Source organism: Streptomyces sp. NPDC097129 (assembly GCF_055668065.1).
In genome coordinates this window covers 572,920-589,838 of the sequence record NZ_JBVOQE010000003.1, presented here as the reverse complement: position 1 = coordinate 589,838, position 16,919 = coordinate 572,920, and the positions used below count along the sequence as shown (strand labels likewise).

Below are 16,919 nucleotides of genomic sequence, written 5' to 3'. Positions count from 1 at the left end.
ACGCGGCCCGGATTCCTGACCTTGCGTCAAAAAGGGCCGGGCTGTGCGGGATACGCGGGTGTTGCCCAGCACGGCGAAGAGAGCCGGCCTGCTGGTCACCGGCGGACGGCCGGTCCCGCGGCGTCCTCCGGCCGTTCCGTCACCGCGCCGCCCCGCCGGCTCTTCGCCGGGGCGCCGCAGAAGGCGGACTCCAGGGTGCGCAGCATCGTCGTGTGCACGGCCGCGTTGTTGGAGGTGTCGGCCAGCGCGGCGAGACTGCGCCGCCCGTCCGCGGAGGTGAACGCGTAGCTGTAGTAGCCCTGGACGGCCCCCGTGTGCCCGTACACCGACACCCCGCAGGACAGGTCGCGGCGGCGCAGCCCGAGACCGTACGCCTGGCCCGTGCCGGCCGGCACCCAGCTGCGCATCTGCCGCAGTTGCGCGGCGGAGGTCAGCTTGCCGCGCAGCAGCGCCGAGTAGAAGGTGTTGAGGTCCCGCGTGCTGGAGATGATCGCGCCCGCGCTCTGCGCCCAGGACACGGTCTGCCGGGTGGCGTCGACCAGCGCGGCGCCCTTGGCGTCGGGGGTGAGGTAGCCGCGGGCGTACCGGCCGGGCAGCGCGGTGTCGGGGTGCACGTAGAAGGTGTCGCGCAGCTTCAGCGGCGTGAAGATGCGGTCCTGGTAGGCGGCGGCCACCGGGCGGCCGGTGAGTTTCTCCACGAGCATGCCGGCCACCACGAAGTTGGTGTTGGAGTACGCGTAGGCGCCGCCGGGCTTGCCGGTCGGGGCGTGCCGCAGCGAGCGGTCCACCAGCTGGCGGTAGGTGAACACCTTGGTGCGCACGGCCTCGAAGCCGGGCACCGTCTGCGCGAACATGTCGTTGGTGTAGTCGTACAGCCCGCTGCGGTGGCTGAGCACGTGCCGGACGGTGATCCGGCGGTCGGGCAGCAGCCCCGGCAGGTACCGGTCCACGGACGCGTCGAGGTCCAGCTTGCCCTCGTCGGCCAGTTGCAGCAGGACCACGGCCGTGAACGTCTTGGTGATGCTGCCGACGCGGAAGCGGTCGGTGTCCTCGAGGGCCCGCCCGGTCGCCCGGTCGGCCACGCCCACGGACGCCGTCAGGACCGAGCCGCCGTCGTCGATCCGTGCCATCGCGCCCGGAGCGCCCTGTCGCGTGGCGGTGCGCAGGACGTCGCGCAGCCCGGTGAGGTCGGGACGCGGCAGGGCGGCCGCCGGTGCGGCGGGGCGCGCGGGGTGTGCGGTGGCGGCGTGTGCCGGGACCGTCAGCAGGGACAGCACGACCGCCCCCAGTGCCGTACCTCTGCGCAGTGCTGCTGGGATCATCCGAGGCCTCTCGATTTCCGTCAGATCGCTGTACCGGGGCCACATCTGACCGTCCGTCGGGTCGGAACGGCGTGGCCGCGCACAGTATCGCGGCGAAAATCAAGAAAAGCGACAATCCGGGCGCACGGCGTCGGGTCACGCCGGACCGGGAGCTTCTGGACGGGGAGCCGGAGGGGCGCGCGACGCCGACGGCCGCGTCACCGTGAGGGGCTCCCGGGGGTCAGGATGTGCTCGGCGCGGACGCCAGCAGCCCGTCACGGTAGGCGATCGCCACCGCCTCCGTACGGCTCGCCGCGCCCAGCTTGGCCAGGATGTTGGAGACGTGCACGCTGGCCGTCTTGCCGGTGATGAACAGCTCCTCACCGATCTGGCGGTTGCTGCGGCCGAGCGCGAGCAGCCGCAGCACCTCCTGCTCACGGGCCGTCAGCGGTGAGAGCGCCGACGCTCCCTGGGGCCCGGAAGCGTCGCCGAGCCTGCCGCGCCGGATCAGCGTCTCGGCCTGCTCCAGCAGCGGCCGCGCGGCCAGCCGGGCAGCCGTCTCCCGCACGGCGGCGGCCTGCTCCGCGGCCTCGTCGCGCCGGTCCTCGGCGAGCAGTGCCTGAGCCCACCGCAGCCGGCACCGCGCCTGCTCGTACACCTCGCCGTAGCCGAACGCGGCCACCGCCTTCTCCCAGGCCGCCGCGTCCGGGCCGGAGACCGCCCGGGTCCATTCGGCCTCCGCCCGGGCCAGCCACGCCTGACCCTCCGGCCCCTGCGGCGGCCCCGTCTCGCTGTGCGCGGCCGCCCGCCGGGCCGGCTCCACCAGCTCGGTCGCCACATCGGCCCAGCGCCGCGCCCCCGCCGTGTCACCGGACGACCGCAGCGCCGTGGCCGTGTCGGCGACGGCGGACAGGGCCAGCGCGAGCAGCCGCACCGCGACGTCGGGCAGGGTGCCCGCGTCGTCGGAGAGCGCCGCCACCGTGGCCCGCGCCTGCTCCACCGCCGCCTCGGCATCGCCCCGCCACGCGGCCGCGTCGGTCAGCGCGATCCCCGCGACCAGCGTGGCCATCCAGTCGAACGGGCCCCGCAGCAGCGCCCGCGCCCGCCCGGGGGCCGCCGCGTCACCGCGCGCCAGCGCCACATACAGCCCCGGGCCCGCCGTGTAGCCGCCCGCCGCAGGGACCGTCTCGGCCTCCGCGGCCGCCCGCAGGCACTCCTCCCAGCGGCCCAGCGTGTACAGCAGCAGCTGCTGCAGATACCGCAGCTCCAGCGGATACGGCGACGACAGCAGCCCGGCGTCGCGGGCGCGCTCCAGCCCCTCCGCCACCCACGGCAGGCTCTCCTCGAAGGCGCCCGCCTCGAAGCAGCCGACCGCGAGATGGAACAACGCCCGCAACTCCACGGGAGCGTTGCCCGCGCGCCGGGCCAGCTCCCGCGCCCGCACCAGCCGCTCACGCCCCTCGGCCGTACGCCGCGCACCGCCCTCGAGACCCACCAGCGAGATCAGCAGATCGGCCTGCGCGTCCGCCACCCCGAGCTGCTCGGCCGCGGACAGCGCCCGCCGCGCCACCCGCACCGCGGCCTGCGACTCCCCGACCTCCCGGGCCGCCATCACATGGGTGGCCGCCGCCCACACCCACGTACGCGTCGGCGGCTCCTCGGGGATCAGCGCGAGCGCCTCGCTGCTGTAGGCGAAGGCGGCGGTGAGGTTGTCGACGGTCAGCAGGTTCCCGGCGAGCGTGTAGCGCACCCGCGCGGCCAGCTCCGAGTCCGCGTCCTGCCCGATACCGGCGAGCGCCGCCCGGGTCAGCGCGACCGCGCGATGCGCCTCGCCCGCGTGCACGGCGGCCGCCGAAGCGCGCAGCGTCAGCGTGATCCGGTCGCTGCCCTCACCGGCCGGCCGGGCCGAGGCGTCCACCACGGACCACAGGTCGAGCGCCGTCTCCAGATGCCGCAGCTCCTCGGCCGGCGCGCCCACCCGCCGGGCGTGGTCGGCGGCCTCCAGCGACGCGGCGAGGGCCTCCGGCAGATGATGGCTCTCGCGCCAGTGGTGGGCGCGCTCCGCGGCGCTCTCGCCCGTGCCGCCGCGCCCGGCGAGCAGCCGCGCGAACGTGCCGTGCAGCCGCGCCCGCTCACCGGGCAGCAGGTCGGCGTAGACGGCCTCACGGGTCAGCGCGTGCCGGAAGGCGTACGTCTCCCCGTCGCCCGGCACCAGCAACTGGCGGCCGACCGCCTCGCGCAGCGCCGCCTCCAGCGCGTCCTCGGACAGCCCGACCGCTTCCCGCAGCAGGTCGTGCTCCACTCGCCGCCCCGCGACGGCGGCGGTGCGCAGCACCTGCTGGGCGGTCTCCGACAACTGCTCCACCCGGATCAGCAGCACGTCGGCGAGGGCGCTCGGCACGCCCTGCGCCTGCGTGCCGGTGGCGGCGAGCAGTTCCTGCGCGTAGAAGGCGTTGCCCTCGGCCCGCTCGACGATCGTGCGCACCGTGCCGTCCGGCAGCGGTTCGCCGCGCAGTGTCCGCAGCAGACGGGTCATCTCGGCGTCCGGCATGGGCCGCAGCTCCAGCCGCTCCACCGCGGGCAGCCGCACCAGCTCGGCCAGCAGGGGCCGCAGCGGATGACGCCGGTGCAGGTCGTCGGAGCGGTAGGAGGCGAGCACCGCCAGCCGGGGACCAGACGAGCCCAGCGCGCCGCGGGTGAGCAGGAAGCGCAGCAGGTCCCGGGAGGACTGGTCCGCCCAGTGCAGATCCTCCAGCACCACCAGCAGCGGCGCGTCCTCGGCGAGCCGGGCCAGCAGGGCCGCCATGCCCTCGAAGAGCCGCAGCCGGGCGTCCGCGTCCCGCGCCGGGTCGCCGCCGCGCACCTCGCCGCCGCCGCGCAGCCGCTCCACCGCGCCGTGCGCGGCCAGATGCGGAGCCAGCCGCTCGTCCTCGGCGATCCGGCCGAGGATCTCCGTGAACGGCAGATACGGCAGGCCCACGTCGCCGAGGTCCACGCAGTGCCCCGTGAGGACCCGCATGCCCTGCCCGGCGGCGTGCCCGGCGACCTCGTCCAGCAGCCGGGTCTTGCCCACCCCGGCGTCCCCGGCCACCACCATCGCCCGCGCCTCACCGGCGCGGGCGCGCTCCAGTGCGCCGAGGAGCCGGGTCAGTTCCCGGTCCCGGCCGACGAGCGGGGAGGTGAAATCGGTCTGCGGCACGGATCAATCCTGGCACGCACCACTGACACCGCGGGCGACACCGGACGGGAGAGGCACTCGGGGCAGGAACCGGCCCCCGCCGCACGGGCACCCGGTGCAAGCCCCGCCCTCCACCGCACGGGCACCCGGTGCAAGGTCCGCCCTCCACCGCACGGGCACCCGGTGCAGGGTCCGCCCTCCGCCGGACGGGTCCTTGGCGCAGCATCCGTGCCGCGCCCCACCGGAGCGGCCTCAGCGCAGCGTCCGCGCCCAGTCCGCCGGCACCCGGCCCGCCGGCCCCGGCGTGGGCTGGTCCGCGGGGTGGCTGTGCGGGGGAGCGAGGGCGGGCCCGGCGTCGTACAGCTCGTCGGTGGCGTAGTTCCAGAACCACTCCTCGCCCGGCTCGTAGCTCTGCACCACCGGATGCCCCGTCGCACGGAAGTGCGCGGTGGCGTGCTGGGCGGGGGAGGAGTCGCAGCAGCCGATGTGCCCGCACTGCGCGCACCGGCGCAGATGAAACCACCACCCGCCGGCCGCCTCGCACTCCACGCAGCCGGCGCCGCTCGGCACCGCGCTCTGGTCGATGCCGTCGCCCTGGGTCATGCCGTCTCCTCGGGTGGGGTGTCGGGTTCCGCCGCGGTGAGCGGCAGCAGCACACGGAAGCGGGTGTCGCCGGGCTCGGAGTCGACCTCGATGCCGCCGTGGTGTTTGTTGACCACGATCCGCCAGGAGATGTCCAGGCCCAGCCCGGTGCCCTCGCCGACCGGCTTGGTGGTGAAGAACGGGTCGAAGATGCGGTCCCGGATCTCCGCCGGCACGCCCGGGCCGGTGTCCCGGAACTCCACCAGAAGCCGCTCGTTCTCCTTCGCCGTCCGCACGGTCAGCGTGCCCTCGGCGCCGGTGTCGCGGATCGCGGCGACGGCGTTGTCGATGAGGTTCGTCCACACCTGGTTCAGCTCCGCCGGGTAGGCGGGGATCCTCGGCAGCGTACGGTCGTAGTCCTTGACGACCTTGATCCCGTCGCCGATCTTGCCGGACAGCATCAGCAGCGTGCTGTCCAGCAGTTCGTGCACGTCGGCGACCTGGTAGGGCGCGCGGTCGAGCTGGGAGTACTGCTTGGCCGCGTCGACGAGGTGCGAGATGCGGGTGGTCGAGTCGTCGATCTCGTCCATCAGCAGCTCGGTCTCGACGGTGTAGTTCAGCCAGCCGATCGCACCGGGCAGGATGTCCGGCTCCACGGCCGCCGCGACCTGCTCCAGCCAGTCGACGTCGAGCCCGGCCTGTACGAAGGCCGGCGCGATGCGCCAGCCGTCGGGGATGTCGTGGTCGTCCAGCCAGTCGCTGAGCGCGTCCTCCCGGTCGGCGGCCTCCAGCGGGCTGAGCGAGGGAGCCTTGCCGACGCGTTCGGCGGTGCGTTCCTGGATCTCGATCAGCCCTGCGAGGACTTCCCGCGGATAGGGCCCCGAGGAGATCACGGCGAGCTTGTGCCGCATCTTCGCGACCCGCTCGCGCAGTGTCGCGGTGGCCCGCACCGCGGCGGCGGCCGGGTTGTTCAGTTCATGGGTGAGCCCGGCGGACAGCGAGCCGAGCGCCAGCAGCCGCTCGCGCTGCCCGATGGTGCGCTGGGTGGCCTTCGACCCGAAGAACAGGCCCTCCAGGAGGTGGACCGCCATCGGGAACCACTCCCGCATGACGCTCGCGAACGTGTCGGCCGGCAGCACGAAGAACCGCGTCGGCTCGGTCACCCGCATGGAGTTGTTGTAGACCTGCCGCACCCGGTCCCCGAGGTAGGCCTGCATGGCGCCCGCGTACACGCCGGGCTGCGAGGTCCGCGTCACCTCCACGTCCTCGGCGCCGACCCGCCGGGAGAGCACCACCGTGCCCTCGACCATCACGAAGAAGCAGGTCGCCGGGTCACCCTCGGCGTACACCGGGCCCGGGTCGAACAGCTCCACCCGGCCCTCGCTGCACAGCCGCCCGAGCTGGTCGTCGGAGAGCTTCTCGAACAGGAACAGCGAGCCGATCTCCGCCGGGCTGCACGGCACCGGCCGCCCGCTCACGACTGCTCCAGATAGCGGTGCACGAGCATCACGGCCATGGCTCCCTCTCCGACGGCGGACGCGACCCGCTTGGCGGACTCCGCGCGCGCGTCGCCCGCGACGAACACGCCGGGCACGTTGGTCTCCAGGTGGTACGGCGGCCGGTCCAGCTCCCAGCCCGCCGGCGGCCGCCCGTCGGGGGTGAGATCGGGCCCGGCCAGGATGAACCCGCGCTCGTCGCGCAGCACCGTGCCGTCCAGCCAGTCGGTCAGCGGGGCGGCGCCGATGAACACGAACAGCCAGCCCGCGTCGACGTCTTCCCGCTCGCCGGTGTCGACGTCCCGCAGGGTGAGCCGCTCCAGGCTGCCGTCCCCGTGCGCGGCCTCGACGACGGTGCGGGGGCGCACCGCGATGTTGGGCGCCTCCTCGATCTGCTGGATCAGGTAGTGCGACATCGACGCCGACAGCGACGGGCCGCGCACCAGCAGCGTCACCGACTTCGCGCCCCGCGCCAGGTACATCGCGGCCTGCCCGGCGGAGTTGGCGCCGCCGACGATGTACACGTCGTGGCCCTGGCAGGAGGACGCCTCGGTGAGCGCCGAGCCGTAGAACACGCCGCAGCCGGTCAGGTCGTCGGCGCCGGGCGCCGGCAGCTGCCGGTACTGCACGCCGGTCGCGAGGATCACGCTGTGCGCGGCCACCGCCGAGCCGTCCGCGAACCGCACGATCCGCGCGGCGCCGCTCACCTCCAGACCCGTCACCTCCCGCGCGGTGAGGATCTCCGCGCCGAACCTGGCCGCCTGCCGCCGGGCCCGGTCGGTGAGCTGGGCGCCGGAGACGCCGTCCGGGAAACCGAGGTAGTTCTCGATCCGGGAGCTCTGCCCGGCCTGCCCACCGGTCGCGGACCGCTCCACGAGGACCGTGCGCAGCCCCTCCGACGCCCCGTACACGGCGGCGCCGAGCCCGGCCGGGCCGCCGCCGATGACGACGAGGTCGTAGAAGTCGGCCGTGGGCGTCGTCGCGAGGCCCACGCGGGCGGCCAGCTGCGGCGGGTCCGGCTCGATGAGCGGCTCCCCGTCGGGCGTGACGACCAGCGGCAGCCGCTGCCCGTCCGCGCCGGCCGCCGCGAGCAGCCGCTGCCCCTCGGGCTCGTCGGCGGAGTACCAGCGGTAGGGCACCTGGTTGCGGGCCAGGAACTCGCGCACCTCCGAGGAGCGCGCCGAGAAGCGGTGCCCGACGACCTTGGTGCTGGGCACCGGCTTGAAGTCGCTGCCCTTCCACGCCTGGAGCAGATCGTCCAGGACCGGGTAGAGCTTCTCCTCCGGCGGGTCCCACGGCTTGAGCAGATAGTGGTCGAGGTCGACGACGTTGATCGCGTCGATGGCCGCGCTGGTGTCCGCGTACGCGGTCAGCAGCACCCGCCGGGCGCCCGGGTAGACGTCCATGGCCCGCTCGAGGAAGTCGATGCCGTTCATCTGCGGCATGCGGTAGTCGGCCAGGATCACCGCGACCAGGTCGCCGCGCAGCTTCAGCTCGCGCAGCGCGTCCAGCGCGGACTCGCCGGACTCCGCCCGCACGATCCGGTACGACTCGCCGTAGCGCCGCCGCAGATCGCGGGCGACGGCGCGGGAGACTCCCGGGTCGTCGTCCACGGTCAGGATGACGGTCCGCGCTGTGTCGGCGGCCTGTGCCATACGACTCCCACCCCGAGGTCGGTCAGCGGCCCGGCGCGCCCTCGTGACGTGCCGGTCCGTGGCCCATCGTATGTTCGATCCGCCTGGCCTGCTCGGGTATGAGCCGAGGCCTCAGGAGCGCCGCTCGCCCAGCACGCAGAACTCGTTGCCCTCCGGATCGGCCAGGACCACCCACGCCTGCTCGCCCTGTCCCACCTCGGCGTGGCGCGCGCCGAGCGCGAGCAGGCGTTCCACCTCCGCGCGCTGGTCGTCGGGGCGGAAGTCGAGATGGAGGCGGTTCTTGGCGGTCTTGGCGTCCGGGACGGGCACGAAGAGCAGCCCCGGCAGGCGGTCGGGTGCCGGCCGGATCTCGAACTCGTCGGGGTCGTCGTTGACGACCGTCCACCCGAGGGCCTCGGCCCACCAGCGGCCCAGGGCCGCGGCATCGGCCGCGTCCACGATCACCTGTTCCCACTCCAAGGTCATGTGGGCAGGGTAGGGGTGAAGACTGGGGGTGACGCAAGCGACATACGACACGAGGAGGCGGCCGGATGACGGGTCCGATCACGGCAGGGGTCGACGGGACGGACGAGAGCCGTGCCGCGCTGGACTGGGCGGCCCGGGAGGCCGTACGCCGTTCACTGCCGCTGCGTGTGGTGCACGCCTGGGAGTTCCAGCCGGCGGTGCCGTCCGAGGTGGCGAGCCATGAGGCGCAGCAGGGCTGGGCGGTGCAGGCGCTCGAGGGCGCGGTCCGCGCGGTCACCGAGCGGCACCCGGACCTCGCGGTGACCGATGAGGTGGTGGAGGGCCCCGCGGTGCCGGCGCTGCTGGAGGCGGCGGCCGGGTCCGAGCTGCTGGTGCTCGGCTCGCGCGGGCACGGCCGGCTGATGGGTTTCCTGGTCGGTTCGGTCGGCCAGCAGGTGATCGCCGAGGCCACACGGCCGGTGGTGCTGGTGCGCGCCGGCGACGGGGCGAGCGCCGAGGCGGCGGGGCGGGACATCGTCGTCGGTCAGCACGGCGAGCCGGAGGACAGCGCCGACGTGCTGCGGTTCGCCTTCGAGACGGCCGCCGCCCGCGGCGCCACCGTGCGCGCCGTACGGGCGTGGACGCTGCCGCCGGTGTTCGCCTACAGCCCCGGCTCGCTCAAGCTGCTGGACGACGCGGGCGGTCTGGAGCCGCTCGAGCGCAAGGCCCTCACGGACGCGCTCCAGCCGTGGCGCGAGCGCTTCCCCGGCGTGCCGGTGATCGAGCACGTGGAGATCGGCAGCGCGGGCCAGGTGCTGCTGTCGGTGGCGGCCGACCACGCGCAGCTGCTGGTGGTCGGGCGGCGCGCCCACCGCACGGCGGTCGGCGCCCGCATCGGCTCCGTCGCCCACGGTGTGCTGCACCACGCCGGCTGCCCGGTGGCCGTGGTCCCGCACACCTGACCGGCGGCCCGCCCGGGTGGTCACTGCGGGAGTGTGGGCTCCAGGGTCTCGCGCGCCTTGGGCAGGATGTTGTCGATGTAGTCCTTGACGGCGGTGTCCAGCCCGATGTCGTGCTGGGCCCGCTCGGACAGGTACCAGCGGTGCTCCAGCAGCTCGTGGTAGATCTCCGCCGGGTCCATGGTGCCGCGCAGTTCGAGCGGTACGGCCCGCACGGTGGGCCGGAACACGTCCCGCACCCAGCGGTGCGCGAGCACCTCCGGGCGGGTGGAGAGGGGGTCGCCCGGGGCGTGGTCGTCCTGGGTGGCCATCCAGCTCTCCAGGTCGTTCAGCAGCCGCCGCGCCTGGTTCTCCTCGGCGTCCAGGCCGGTGAGCCGCAGCAACTGCCGCTGATGGTGGCCCGCGTCGACGACCTTGGGCACGAACGTGACCGAGTCGCCATGGGCGTTGTGCTCGATCTGCATCTCGGCCACGTCGAAACCGAGGTCGTTGAGCCGACGTATCCGGCGCTCCATGTAGTGGTGCTTGCCCGCCGGATAGACCGAGGTGCGGGTCAGCTCCTGCCACAGCCCCCGGTAACGGGCGCAGATCTCGGTGCCGAACGCGACCGGGTCCACGGACGGGTGCAGCGCCCCGGACGCCTCCAGGTCCAGCAGCTCGCCGCTGATGTTGACCCGGGCCAGGTCGAGGTCGTAGTCGCGCTGGCCGTTGCTCAGCCGCGGGTGCAGCTCGCCGGTCTCGGCGTCCACCAGATAGGCGGCGTACGCGCCCGCGTCCCGCCGGAAGAGCGTGTTGGACAGCGAGCAGTCGCCCCAGGCGAACCCGGCCAGGTGCAGCCGCACCAGCAGCACCGCGAGCGCGTCCATCAGCCGGTGCATGGTCGCCGGGCGCATGGTCGTCTCGAACATCGACCGGTACGGCAGCGAGCCGCGCAGATGGCGCGTGATCAGCACCGGCTCCAGCGGAGCACCGGAGGCGTCGGTGCGCCCGGTGACCACGCCGAGGGCGTCCACGGCGGGGATGGAGAGCCGGTCCAGGTCGCGCAGCAGCTCGTACTCACGCAACGCGGGCCGCTCGGCCAGTTCCTTCACGGCGATGACCTCGTCGCCGGCGCGGGCGTAGCGCACGACGTGCCGGGAGATGCCGCGGGGGAGCGGCACGAGGTACTCCTCCGGCCACTCCTCCAGGGGCAGCTGCCACGGCAGTTCGAGCAGAAGCGCGGGGTGCTCGGGGGTGGTGGCGCTGATCTGCAAAGCCATGGGCAGAGCCTAAGCGGATGAGCGGCGCCCTGCGGAAGGCCCCAGGCGGTCCGCGCCGACGCCTGCTGCGCGGCTGGGCGCCCTGGGGTCGGCGGAAACCACGGGATCGGCCGCGAGGCGCCGGGCTTCGGCCGTGACCTCGGCATCGACCTGGCCCAGGCTTGTGCCGCCCTGTTCGAGGATGAGCCGATCCGTAGTCCGGCACGTGCAGTCAGGGCTGAGGACGAAGGTCGATCACGACCTTGCCGCGAACGTGCCGGGCCCTCTGGAGCTCGACGGCCGCGCGGATGTCCTCGACGGGGAAGGCCGCCGCGATGGGTACACGCAGACGGCCGGCCGCGACAAGGCGCGCGATGTTCTCGAGAGCATCGGGTGCGGCGTTGGCGCCGTTGGCGGCAGGGACCCCGTCGACTTGGCCGGCGATGGTGCAGATGCGACCGTCCGGCACTCCCAACTCGCGAGCGACGTGCACCGTGTCCGTCCCGTGGAGGTCCAGTGCGGCGGTGACGGGGCCCGCCCCGAGGTCGCGGACCCTGCCGGTCAGGCCCTCGCCGTACGCGACCGGTTCGGCGCCGAGGCTTCGCAGATGCTCCGCTGACGACGGCGAGCCGGTCCCGATGACTCGCGCACCCGCGATCCGCGCCAGCTGGACTGCGAACACGCCGACCCCGCCGCCCGCGGCGCCGACCAGCACCGTGTCGTCCGGACCGAGATCGAGGACATCGAGAGCGGCGGCCGCGGTGCTGCCCGCGATCGCGAGCGTGGCGGCGGTGCGGTCATCGACGTCGTCCGGGGTGTGATGAGCGATGCCGCTCGCGATGTTCCCGTGCGCGTCGAGGACGACGTAGTCGGCGACTGCTCGGGACAAGGCCGCCCCGAACACGCGGTCACCGACCGCGTAGCCGCTCGCGCCCGCACCGACCTGGTCGACGACTCCGGCGTAGTCGGTCCCGAACCCGGCGGGCAGGCTCAGGCCGAACCGTGCCGCGGTCTCGGCGTCCGCGGTCATGAACCAGTCCATCGGATTCAGCCCGGCCGCTGTCACCCGCACGCGGATCTGCCCATCACCGGCCTGAGGCTCGGGCACGTCCTGAAGGGCCAGTACCTCTGGGCCGCCGAACGACTCGAGCCGGACCGCCCTGCTCGCGCCGTCTCGAAGCCCGTTGTGGTGCTGCTGCATGTCTTGCTCGTTTCCTGGTGTTGGCAGAGCCGCCCCGAAACGGACTACGCTCCGGTTACGGAACCCAACATAACCGGAGCGTGATCCGTTTGACCAGTCCCAAGCCGCGGGCGCCCCGGGCCGATGCCACCCGTAACCGCGAACAGCTGCTCGAGGCCGCGACGCGCGTGCTCGCGTCGCCCGGCACGGAGACGTCGATGCGTGCTATCGCCCGCGAGGCCGGTGTCGGCATCGCGACGCTCTATCGCCACTTCCCGACCCGTGAATCCCTGGTGGAGGCCGTCTACCGTGACCAGGTCGTCCGCCTCACGAACGGCGCCCGGGACCTGCTCGCCGCCGTGGCCCCGGCCGTTGCGATGCGGCGCTGGATGGACTTGTTCGGCGACTGGATCGCGACGAAGAACGGCATGCTCGACACACTGCTGACGATGATCGAGTCCGACGTCGTCGGCCACGCCCGGACCAGGGACGAGCTCCTGAACGCGATAGCGTCGATCCTCGACGCAGGTCGCGCCGCAGGAGACCTCCGGCCCGACGTCACTGCCGAGGAGATCGCGGCCGGCCTGATCGGGATCTTCACCGTCGCGCACCAGCCCGGCCACGCGGTCACAGCCGATCGGCTTCTCGACATCCTCCTCGACGGCCTTCGCCCTCAAAAACATCCTTGAGGAACAGCCGAACAGCCGAACGGCCGCGCGGGGGCAGCAGGGGCCCCGGCGGGCGGCGTGCGTGGCGATGTTCTGGGCGACGCTGTACGCCGGGTTCGGCCTTGTCTGTGCGCTGACGGGGACTCCTCTGTTCGGCTCCTGCGGCAACAGGGGGGTTTCCGCGTCAGGTTGGGCAGTCATGGCGATGGGGGTATTGGCGGGGCTGACCTGTGCGGCGGTGTCGCGACACGGGCTGCGGCCTGCGCTGCGAGCGTCGCTGTGGACGATGTGCGGCCTGGCCGGGCTCGCCGCGTTCGGCCTGCTCATGGATGTGATCACGCTGATGTTCGACCAAGGCGTGGACAGTTGGGCCGCGGCTGCGAACCATATGCTGGCGGCAGCCGGCGGGCTCTTGCTCGCGGTCACCGGCCGCTCCGGTCCCCGCCTGTCGCGGCCGCCGCCCCGTTGCCCTCGGCCGCACCCCGGCCGGCTCAGCTCGCCGCATGGGCCGGCAGGGTGGCCTTCCTCCCGTACGCGGCGATGAAACAGGTCTGGGCCTTCGGCGGCACCTTCGCCGGCACGACCGGCGCGGAGATGCGTGCGATCTCCGAGCACAATGGCACCTCGGGGATCTGGCTCACCTTGGAGTCCTGGGGCCTGGACGGCACCATGCTGCTGGCCGTACTCGGCGTCTTCCTGCTGTGGGGCCTCGTCCGCCCCTGGGGTCAAGTCTTCCCGCGCTGGACGCCGGTCCTGCGCGGTCGACGTGTCCCGCGCTGGCTCCCTCTGATCCCGGCCCTGATCGGTGCCGCCACTCTCGCCCCGTACGGCGTGCTCGGCCTCGGCTGGCGACGATACGGAGCGGCGATTTCCACTCTTCCGACGACGCACTCCTGGTCGGCTGGATCGGCCTGACCGCATTCGCCGTGTACGGATGCGCGTTGGTCGCGGCAGCCCGCTCGTACTGGTTGCGGACCCGCCGTTCGCCTCAAAGCAATGGCGCTGAGTGACTGTCCGCGGCCAGGTGACTCCCCACTGACCGGCCGCGGGCGGGGAGACGGAACCGGCCACTGACACTGACACGCTGTACTGGGTGGTGGAGACCTCGTAGTCAGCGCGGGGAGCGGTGCGCCGGGAAGTGGGTTCGTCAGCGTTGCTCTCGGGGTTCGCCGGTGGTCCAGTCCCAGCTGGTGAGTGTGGTGCGCATCAGGCGGACGGCGGTCGACGGGTGGGAGTCGGCGGCCCAGTGCAAGGTGACCGTGCGACGGCAGTCGGGGCTGTCGACGGCGACCCAGGCGATGGGGGCACGCTGCGTGCCGCGCTGGGCGAAGGCGGGGACGAGACCGATGCCCAGTCCCGTGCCGATGAGGTCCGCGTGGGCGCTGAGTTCGTCGCTCTCGCAGACGATCTTCGGTGTGAGACCTCTCGCGGCGAAGAGCCGGTCGAGCAGCCCCCGTACCCAGTGACCCTTGCGGGCCGTGATGAAGGGCTGGTCGGCGAGTTCGTCGAGGGTGACGGACGAGCGGCCCGCCAGCGGATGATCGAGTGGTGTTCCTATCCCCACGGCCTCGTCGAACAGCTGCAGCGACCGCAGGCCGTCGGCGTGGAGGGGCTGCGAGGCGACACACAGATCGACGTCCTGGGCCCGCAGACGGCGGGCCATGTCCTCGCCCGCGGACCAGTGCAGCTTGATCTCGACCGAGGGATGGGCTCGCTTGTAGGCGGTCAACGGGCCGGTGAGGGTGAGGAAGGTCTCCGACGCGAGGCGTAGGGAGCCGAGGCCCTCTGTGGTGGCCTCGGCGACGGCCCGTCGTCCTGCCTCGAGTTCACCGAGGGAGCGCTCCACGTGAGCGCGGAAGAGCTTGCCCGCTGCGTTCAGCCGGAGCCGGCCGCTGCGGTCGAACAGCGGTGTGCCCAGTTCGCGCTCCAGCCGGGCAATGGTGCGGCTCAGTGACGGCTGGGCGACGTGCAGCTCGTCGGCTGCCCGGCTCAGGTGCTCCAGCCGCGCCACCACCAAGAACTGTCTGAGCGAGTTGAGCTCCATCATGTCTCCAGCAACATAACCCCATGACAATATCGGTCTTGGTCAAGATAACGCCAGCGTCATAGTCTCGCGGTGTCCCCCAGGAAGAGCAGATCGAAGGAGGGGTCCCGCATGGTCACCAGCAGCCCAGGATTGGCTGCCGTGCCCCGGACAAGACCGGCCGGGTGGGTCTTCCGGGCCGTTGTCAGCGCGCACGTCGTGGCGGTCGTCGGCCAGCCGGTGTTCGCCGGGGCGTATCTGACCGGCGACTTCGACGGCCTGCGCCGGCACGCGGTCGGCGCCGATGTGGTCACCTCGCTCGGTTACCTGCAGGTGCTCGCAGCGATCATGCTGTGGGTACGGCTGCGCCAGGCCTCGCAGTTCTCGGCCACCTTGGCGGTGGTCGCGGCCGAGACGGTGCAGTACTTCGCCGGCCTGCAAGGCGCGCTATGGCTGCACATCCCGCTGGGCGTGATGATTGTCGCCGCGCTCGTCGTGCAGTTCATCGCCGTCTGGCGCCACCCCGTCCTCGGGCGCTCGCGCGCGTGGAGGCACGGTCGCGATGCCTGAGCACGACGAGGGCCGCGGCATGACGAGGCGGCGCATGATGGGCATCACGGGAGCGCTGGGGCTGGTGGCCGCCACCGGGTTGTCCGCCTCGGCCGCGCTGGCCCGCCGGCCGTCGGCCACCGGCGCCCAGCTGCGCAGTGCCGTGCCGCTACCGCCGCCCTTCCGGATCCCACTGCCGACACCGCCTGTGCTGAAGCCGGTCAGCACCGCGAGGGGCACCGATCGTTACGAGATCACCCAGCGGGAAGCAAGTGCGGAGATCCTGCCCGGTGTCAGGACACCACTGTGGACCTATGGAGGCACCTTCCCCGGGCCGACGATCGAGTCCCGCCGCGGCCGGCCGGTCACCGTGACGCACCGCAACGAGCTGCCCGTGCCGAGCGTGGTGCACCTGCACGGCGGACGGACCCCGGCCGCCTCCGACGGATATCCGACCGATCTCGTCCTGCCAGCAGGCTGGCAACACGCCATCCCGCACGCCGGGCACGGTTCCGGTTCCGAGCACGGCATGCACGATCCCCGCGCCGTGAAGACCGAGCTGACGCGGGACTACCACTTTCCGCTGGACCAGCGGTCGACGCTGCTGTGGTACCACGACCACCGGATGGACTTCACCGGCCCCGCCATCTGGCGCGGCCTGGCCGGGCTGCACATCGTCCGCGACGACGCCGAGGACAGTCTCGGCCTGCCCGCCGGACCGCGCGAGCTCCCCCTCATGATCGCCGACCGTGCCTTCGCCGCCGACGGCAGCCTCGCCTACCCGGCCCTCGACCCCACACTGCGGGAGCGGCCGGGCGTCCGCGAACCCTATGTCGCCGGCGTCCTCGGCGACGTGATCCTGGTCAACGGTGCCCCATGGCCCGTACACGAAGTCGACGCGGCCCGTTACCGGCTGCGCATCCTCAACGCCTCCAACGCCCGCCACTACGCGTTCGAAGCGGTGAGCGACGACGGACGTCGGCTCGATCTCGTCCAGATCGGCAGCGATCAGGGACTGCTCGCCGCGCCGGTCACCCACCGGCTGCTGCCGATCGCGCCCGCCGAACGCTACGACGTGATCATCGACTTCTCCGGAGTCCCGATCGGCAGCCGCGTCAGACTCGTCAACCGGCTCGGCTCCGGCCGCACCCGCGACGTGATGGCCTTCCGCGTCGCCCGCAAAGCCGCCGACGACAGCCGCGTCCCGCGCACGCTGTCCACCGATCTGCCGGTCTGGCGGCGGACGGATGCCGTCACCGTGCGGGACCTCTCCTTCCGCGCCGGGCACATGCGCGGTGACCATGGCTGGCTCATCGGTGGGCTCCCCTTCGCTCCCGGCCGCCGCGATGTCACCGTCGGGCTCGGCGACATCGAGGTGTGGCGGCTGGTCGCCGACGTGCACCATCCCGTCCACCTGCACCTGGTCGGCTTCCGAGTGCTCTCGCGCAGCGGCCGTCCGCCACTGCCGCACGACGCAGGACTCAAGGACACGGTCTCCCTGCGCCCGGGCGAAGCAGTGGAGATCATCACCCGGTTCGACGGTTACCGCGGCCGGTACCTCTTCCACTGCCACAACGCCGAACATGAGGACATGGGCATGATGGCCAACCTCGAAATCATCTAGGTGTATTGACCCGCAGCGTTGC

At 72.9% G+C, this 16,919-nt stretch carries 14 protein-coding genes; 5 read left to right on the top strand and 9 right to left on the bottom strand.

Translation table 11 applies throughout. The features are described 5' to 3' along the window. Positions 1–95: 95 nt before the first annotated feature. The 6 genes from AC0B9F_RS13385 to AC0B9F_RS13360 all read right to left on the bottom strand — a co-directional run bounded on the left by AC0B9F_RS13385 (position 96) and on the right by AC0B9F_RS13360 (position 8,677). Complete coding sequence (locus tag AC0B9F_RS13385; protein ID WP_472001942.1) at positions 96–1,322, bottom strand: serine hydrolase domain-containing protein; 1,227 nt, start codon at positions 1,320–1,322, stop codon at positions 96–98. Between the two features lie 220 nt (positions 1,323–1,542). Then, positions 1,543–4,500 carry a helix-turn-helix transcriptional regulator gene (locus AC0B9F_RS13380; RefSeq protein WP_472001940.1) on the bottom strand — a complete coding sequence of 986 codons (2,958 nt, stop codon included), beginning with the start codon at positions 4,498–4,500 and terminating at the stop codon, positions 1,543–1,545. Between the two features lie 231 nt (positions 4,501–4,731). After that, complete coding sequence (locus tag AC0B9F_RS13375; RefSeq protein ID WP_472001938.1) at positions 4,732–5,082, bottom strand: UBP-type zinc finger domain-containing protein; 351 nt, start codon at positions 5,080–5,082, stop codon at positions 4,732–4,734. Then, complete coding sequence (locus AC0B9F_RS13370) at positions 5,079–6,539, bottom strand: ATP-binding protein (protein WP_472001936.1); 1,461 nt, start codon at positions 6,537–6,539, stop codon at positions 5,079–5,081. The genes AC0B9F_RS13375 and AC0B9F_RS13370 overlap by 4 nt, the downstream gene beginning before the upstream one ends. After that, on the bottom strand, positions 6,536–8,212 hold the full coding sequence (locus tag AC0B9F_RS13365) for an NAD(P)/FAD-dependent oxidoreductase (protein ID WP_472001934.1): 1,677 nt from the start codon (positions 8,210–8,212) through the stop codon (positions 6,536–6,538). Before AC0B9F_RS13365 ends, AC0B9F_RS13370 begins: the two co-directional genes overlap by 4 nt. Before the next feature lie 111 nt (positions 8,213–8,323). Beyond that, positions 8,324–8,677, bottom strand: coding sequence for a VOC family protein (locus AC0B9F_RS13360; RefSeq protein ID WP_472001932.1), 354 nt, complete (start codon positions 8,675–8,677; stop codon positions 8,324–8,326). A gap of 65 nt (positions 8,678–8,742) precedes the next feature. Here AC0B9F_RS13360 and AC0B9F_RS13355 point away from each other — a divergent pair, with 65 nt between their 5' ends. Further along, positions 8,743–9,618 carry a universal stress protein gene (locus tag AC0B9F_RS13355; RefSeq protein WP_472001930.1) on the top strand — a complete coding sequence of 292 codons (876 nt, stop codon included), beginning with the start codon at positions 8,743–8,745 and terminating at the stop codon, positions 9,616–9,618. A 20-nt stretch (positions 9,619–9,638) separates the two neighbouring features. On the opposite strand, the gene AC0B9F_RS13350 is transcribed toward AC0B9F_RS13355, so the two are convergent. Then, positions 9,639–10,874, bottom strand: coding sequence for a DUF4032 domain-containing protein (locus AC0B9F_RS13350; RefSeq protein WP_472001928.1), 1,236 nt, complete (start codon positions 10,872–10,874; stop codon positions 9,639–9,641). 211 nt (positions 10,875–11,085) lie between these two features. Then, entirely contained in the window at positions 11,086–12,054 is a 969-nt protein-coding gene (locus AC0B9F_RS13345; RefSeq protein WP_472001926.1) for an NADP-dependent oxidoreductase, read from the bottom strand. 80 nt (positions 12,055–12,134) lie between these two features. On the opposite strand from AC0B9F_RS13345, the gene AC0B9F_RS13340 reads away from it, so the two are divergent. Together AC0B9F_RS13340 and AC0B9F_RS13335 are read left to right on the top strand one after the other, a co-directional pair. Beyond that, positions 12,135–12,722, top strand: a complete 588-nt coding sequence (locus tag AC0B9F_RS13340) for a TetR/AcrR family transcriptional regulator (protein WP_472001924.1) — start codon at positions 12,135–12,137, stop codon at positions 12,720–12,722. 519 nt (positions 12,723–13,241) lie between these two features. Further along, positions 13,242–13,616: a hypothetical protein gene (locus AC0B9F_RS13335; protein WP_472001922.1), complete on the top strand. Its 375-nt coding sequence runs from the start codon at positions 13,242–13,244 to the stop codon at positions 13,614–13,616. Positions 13,617–13,848: 232 nt separating this feature from the next. Here AC0B9F_RS13335 and AC0B9F_RS13330 read toward each other — a convergent pair whose 3' ends face one another. Beyond that, positions 13,849–14,748, bottom strand: coding sequence for a LysR substrate-binding domain-containing protein (locus AC0B9F_RS13330; protein WP_472001921.1), 900 nt, complete (start codon positions 14,746–14,748; stop codon positions 13,849–13,851). A gap of 108 nt (positions 14,749–14,856) precedes the next feature. Here AC0B9F_RS13330 and AC0B9F_RS13325 point away from each other — a divergent pair, with 108 nt between their 5' ends. Together AC0B9F_RS13325 and AC0B9F_RS13320 are read left to right on the top strand one after the other, a co-directional pair. After that, entirely contained in the window at positions 14,857–15,294 is a 438-nt protein-coding gene (locus AC0B9F_RS13325; RefSeq protein WP_472001919.1) for a hypothetical protein, read from the top strand. Then, positions 15,287–16,897, top strand: coding sequence for a multicopper oxidase family protein (locus AC0B9F_RS13320; protein ID WP_472001917.1), 1,611 nt, complete (start codon positions 15,287–15,289; stop codon positions 16,895–16,897). Before AC0B9F_RS13325 ends, AC0B9F_RS13320 begins: the two co-directional genes overlap by 8 nt. The last annotated feature ends 22 nt before the right edge of the window (positions 16,898–16,919 follow it).

Bases quoted from the DNA above. Each gene is read 5' to 3' on its own strand.
- AC0B9F_RS13385 (WP_472001942.1), bottom strand. From the start codon at position 1,322: ATGATCCCAGCAGCACTGCGCAGAGGTACGGCACTGGGGGCGGTCGTG.
- AC0B9F_RS13375 (WP_472001938.1), bottom strand. From the start codon at position 5,082: ATGACCCAGGGCGACGGCATCGACCAGAGCGCGGTGCCGAGCGGCGCC.
- AC0B9F_RS13365 (WP_472001934.1), bottom strand. From the start codon at position 8,212: ATGGCACAGGCCGCCGACACAGCGCGGACCGTCATCCTGACCGTGGAC.
- AC0B9F_RS13360 (WP_472001932.1), bottom strand. From the start codon at position 8,677: ATGACCTTGGAGTGGGAACAGGTGATCGTGGACGCGGCCGATGCCGCG.
- AC0B9F_RS13355 (WP_472001930.1), top strand. From the start codon at position 8,743: ATGACGGGTCCGATCACGGCAGGGGTCGACGGGACGGACGAGAGCCGT.
- AC0B9F_RS13350 (WP_472001928.1), bottom strand. From the start codon at position 10,874: ATGGCTTTGCAGATCAGCGCCACCACCCCCGAGCACCCCGCGCTTCTG.
- AC0B9F_RS13345 (WP_472001926.1), bottom strand. From the start codon at position 12,054: ATGCAGCAGCACCACAACGGGCTTCGAGACGGCGCGAGCAGGGCGGTC.
- AC0B9F_RS13335 (WP_472001922.1), top strand. From the start codon at position 13,242: ATGAAACAGGTCTGGGCCTTCGGCGGCACCTTCGCCGGCACGACCGGC.
- AC0B9F_RS13330 (WP_472001921.1), bottom strand. From the start codon at position 14,748: ATGATGGAGCTCAACTCGCTCAGACAGTTCTTGGTGGTGGCGCGGCTG.
- AC0B9F_RS13325 (WP_472001919.1), top strand. From the start codon at position 14,857: ATGGTCACCAGCAGCCCAGGATTGGCTGCCGTGCCCCGGACAAGACCG.
- AC0B9F_RS13320 (WP_472001917.1), top strand. From the start codon at position 15,287: ATGCCTGAGCACGACGAGGGCCGCGGCATGACGAGGCGGCGCATGATG.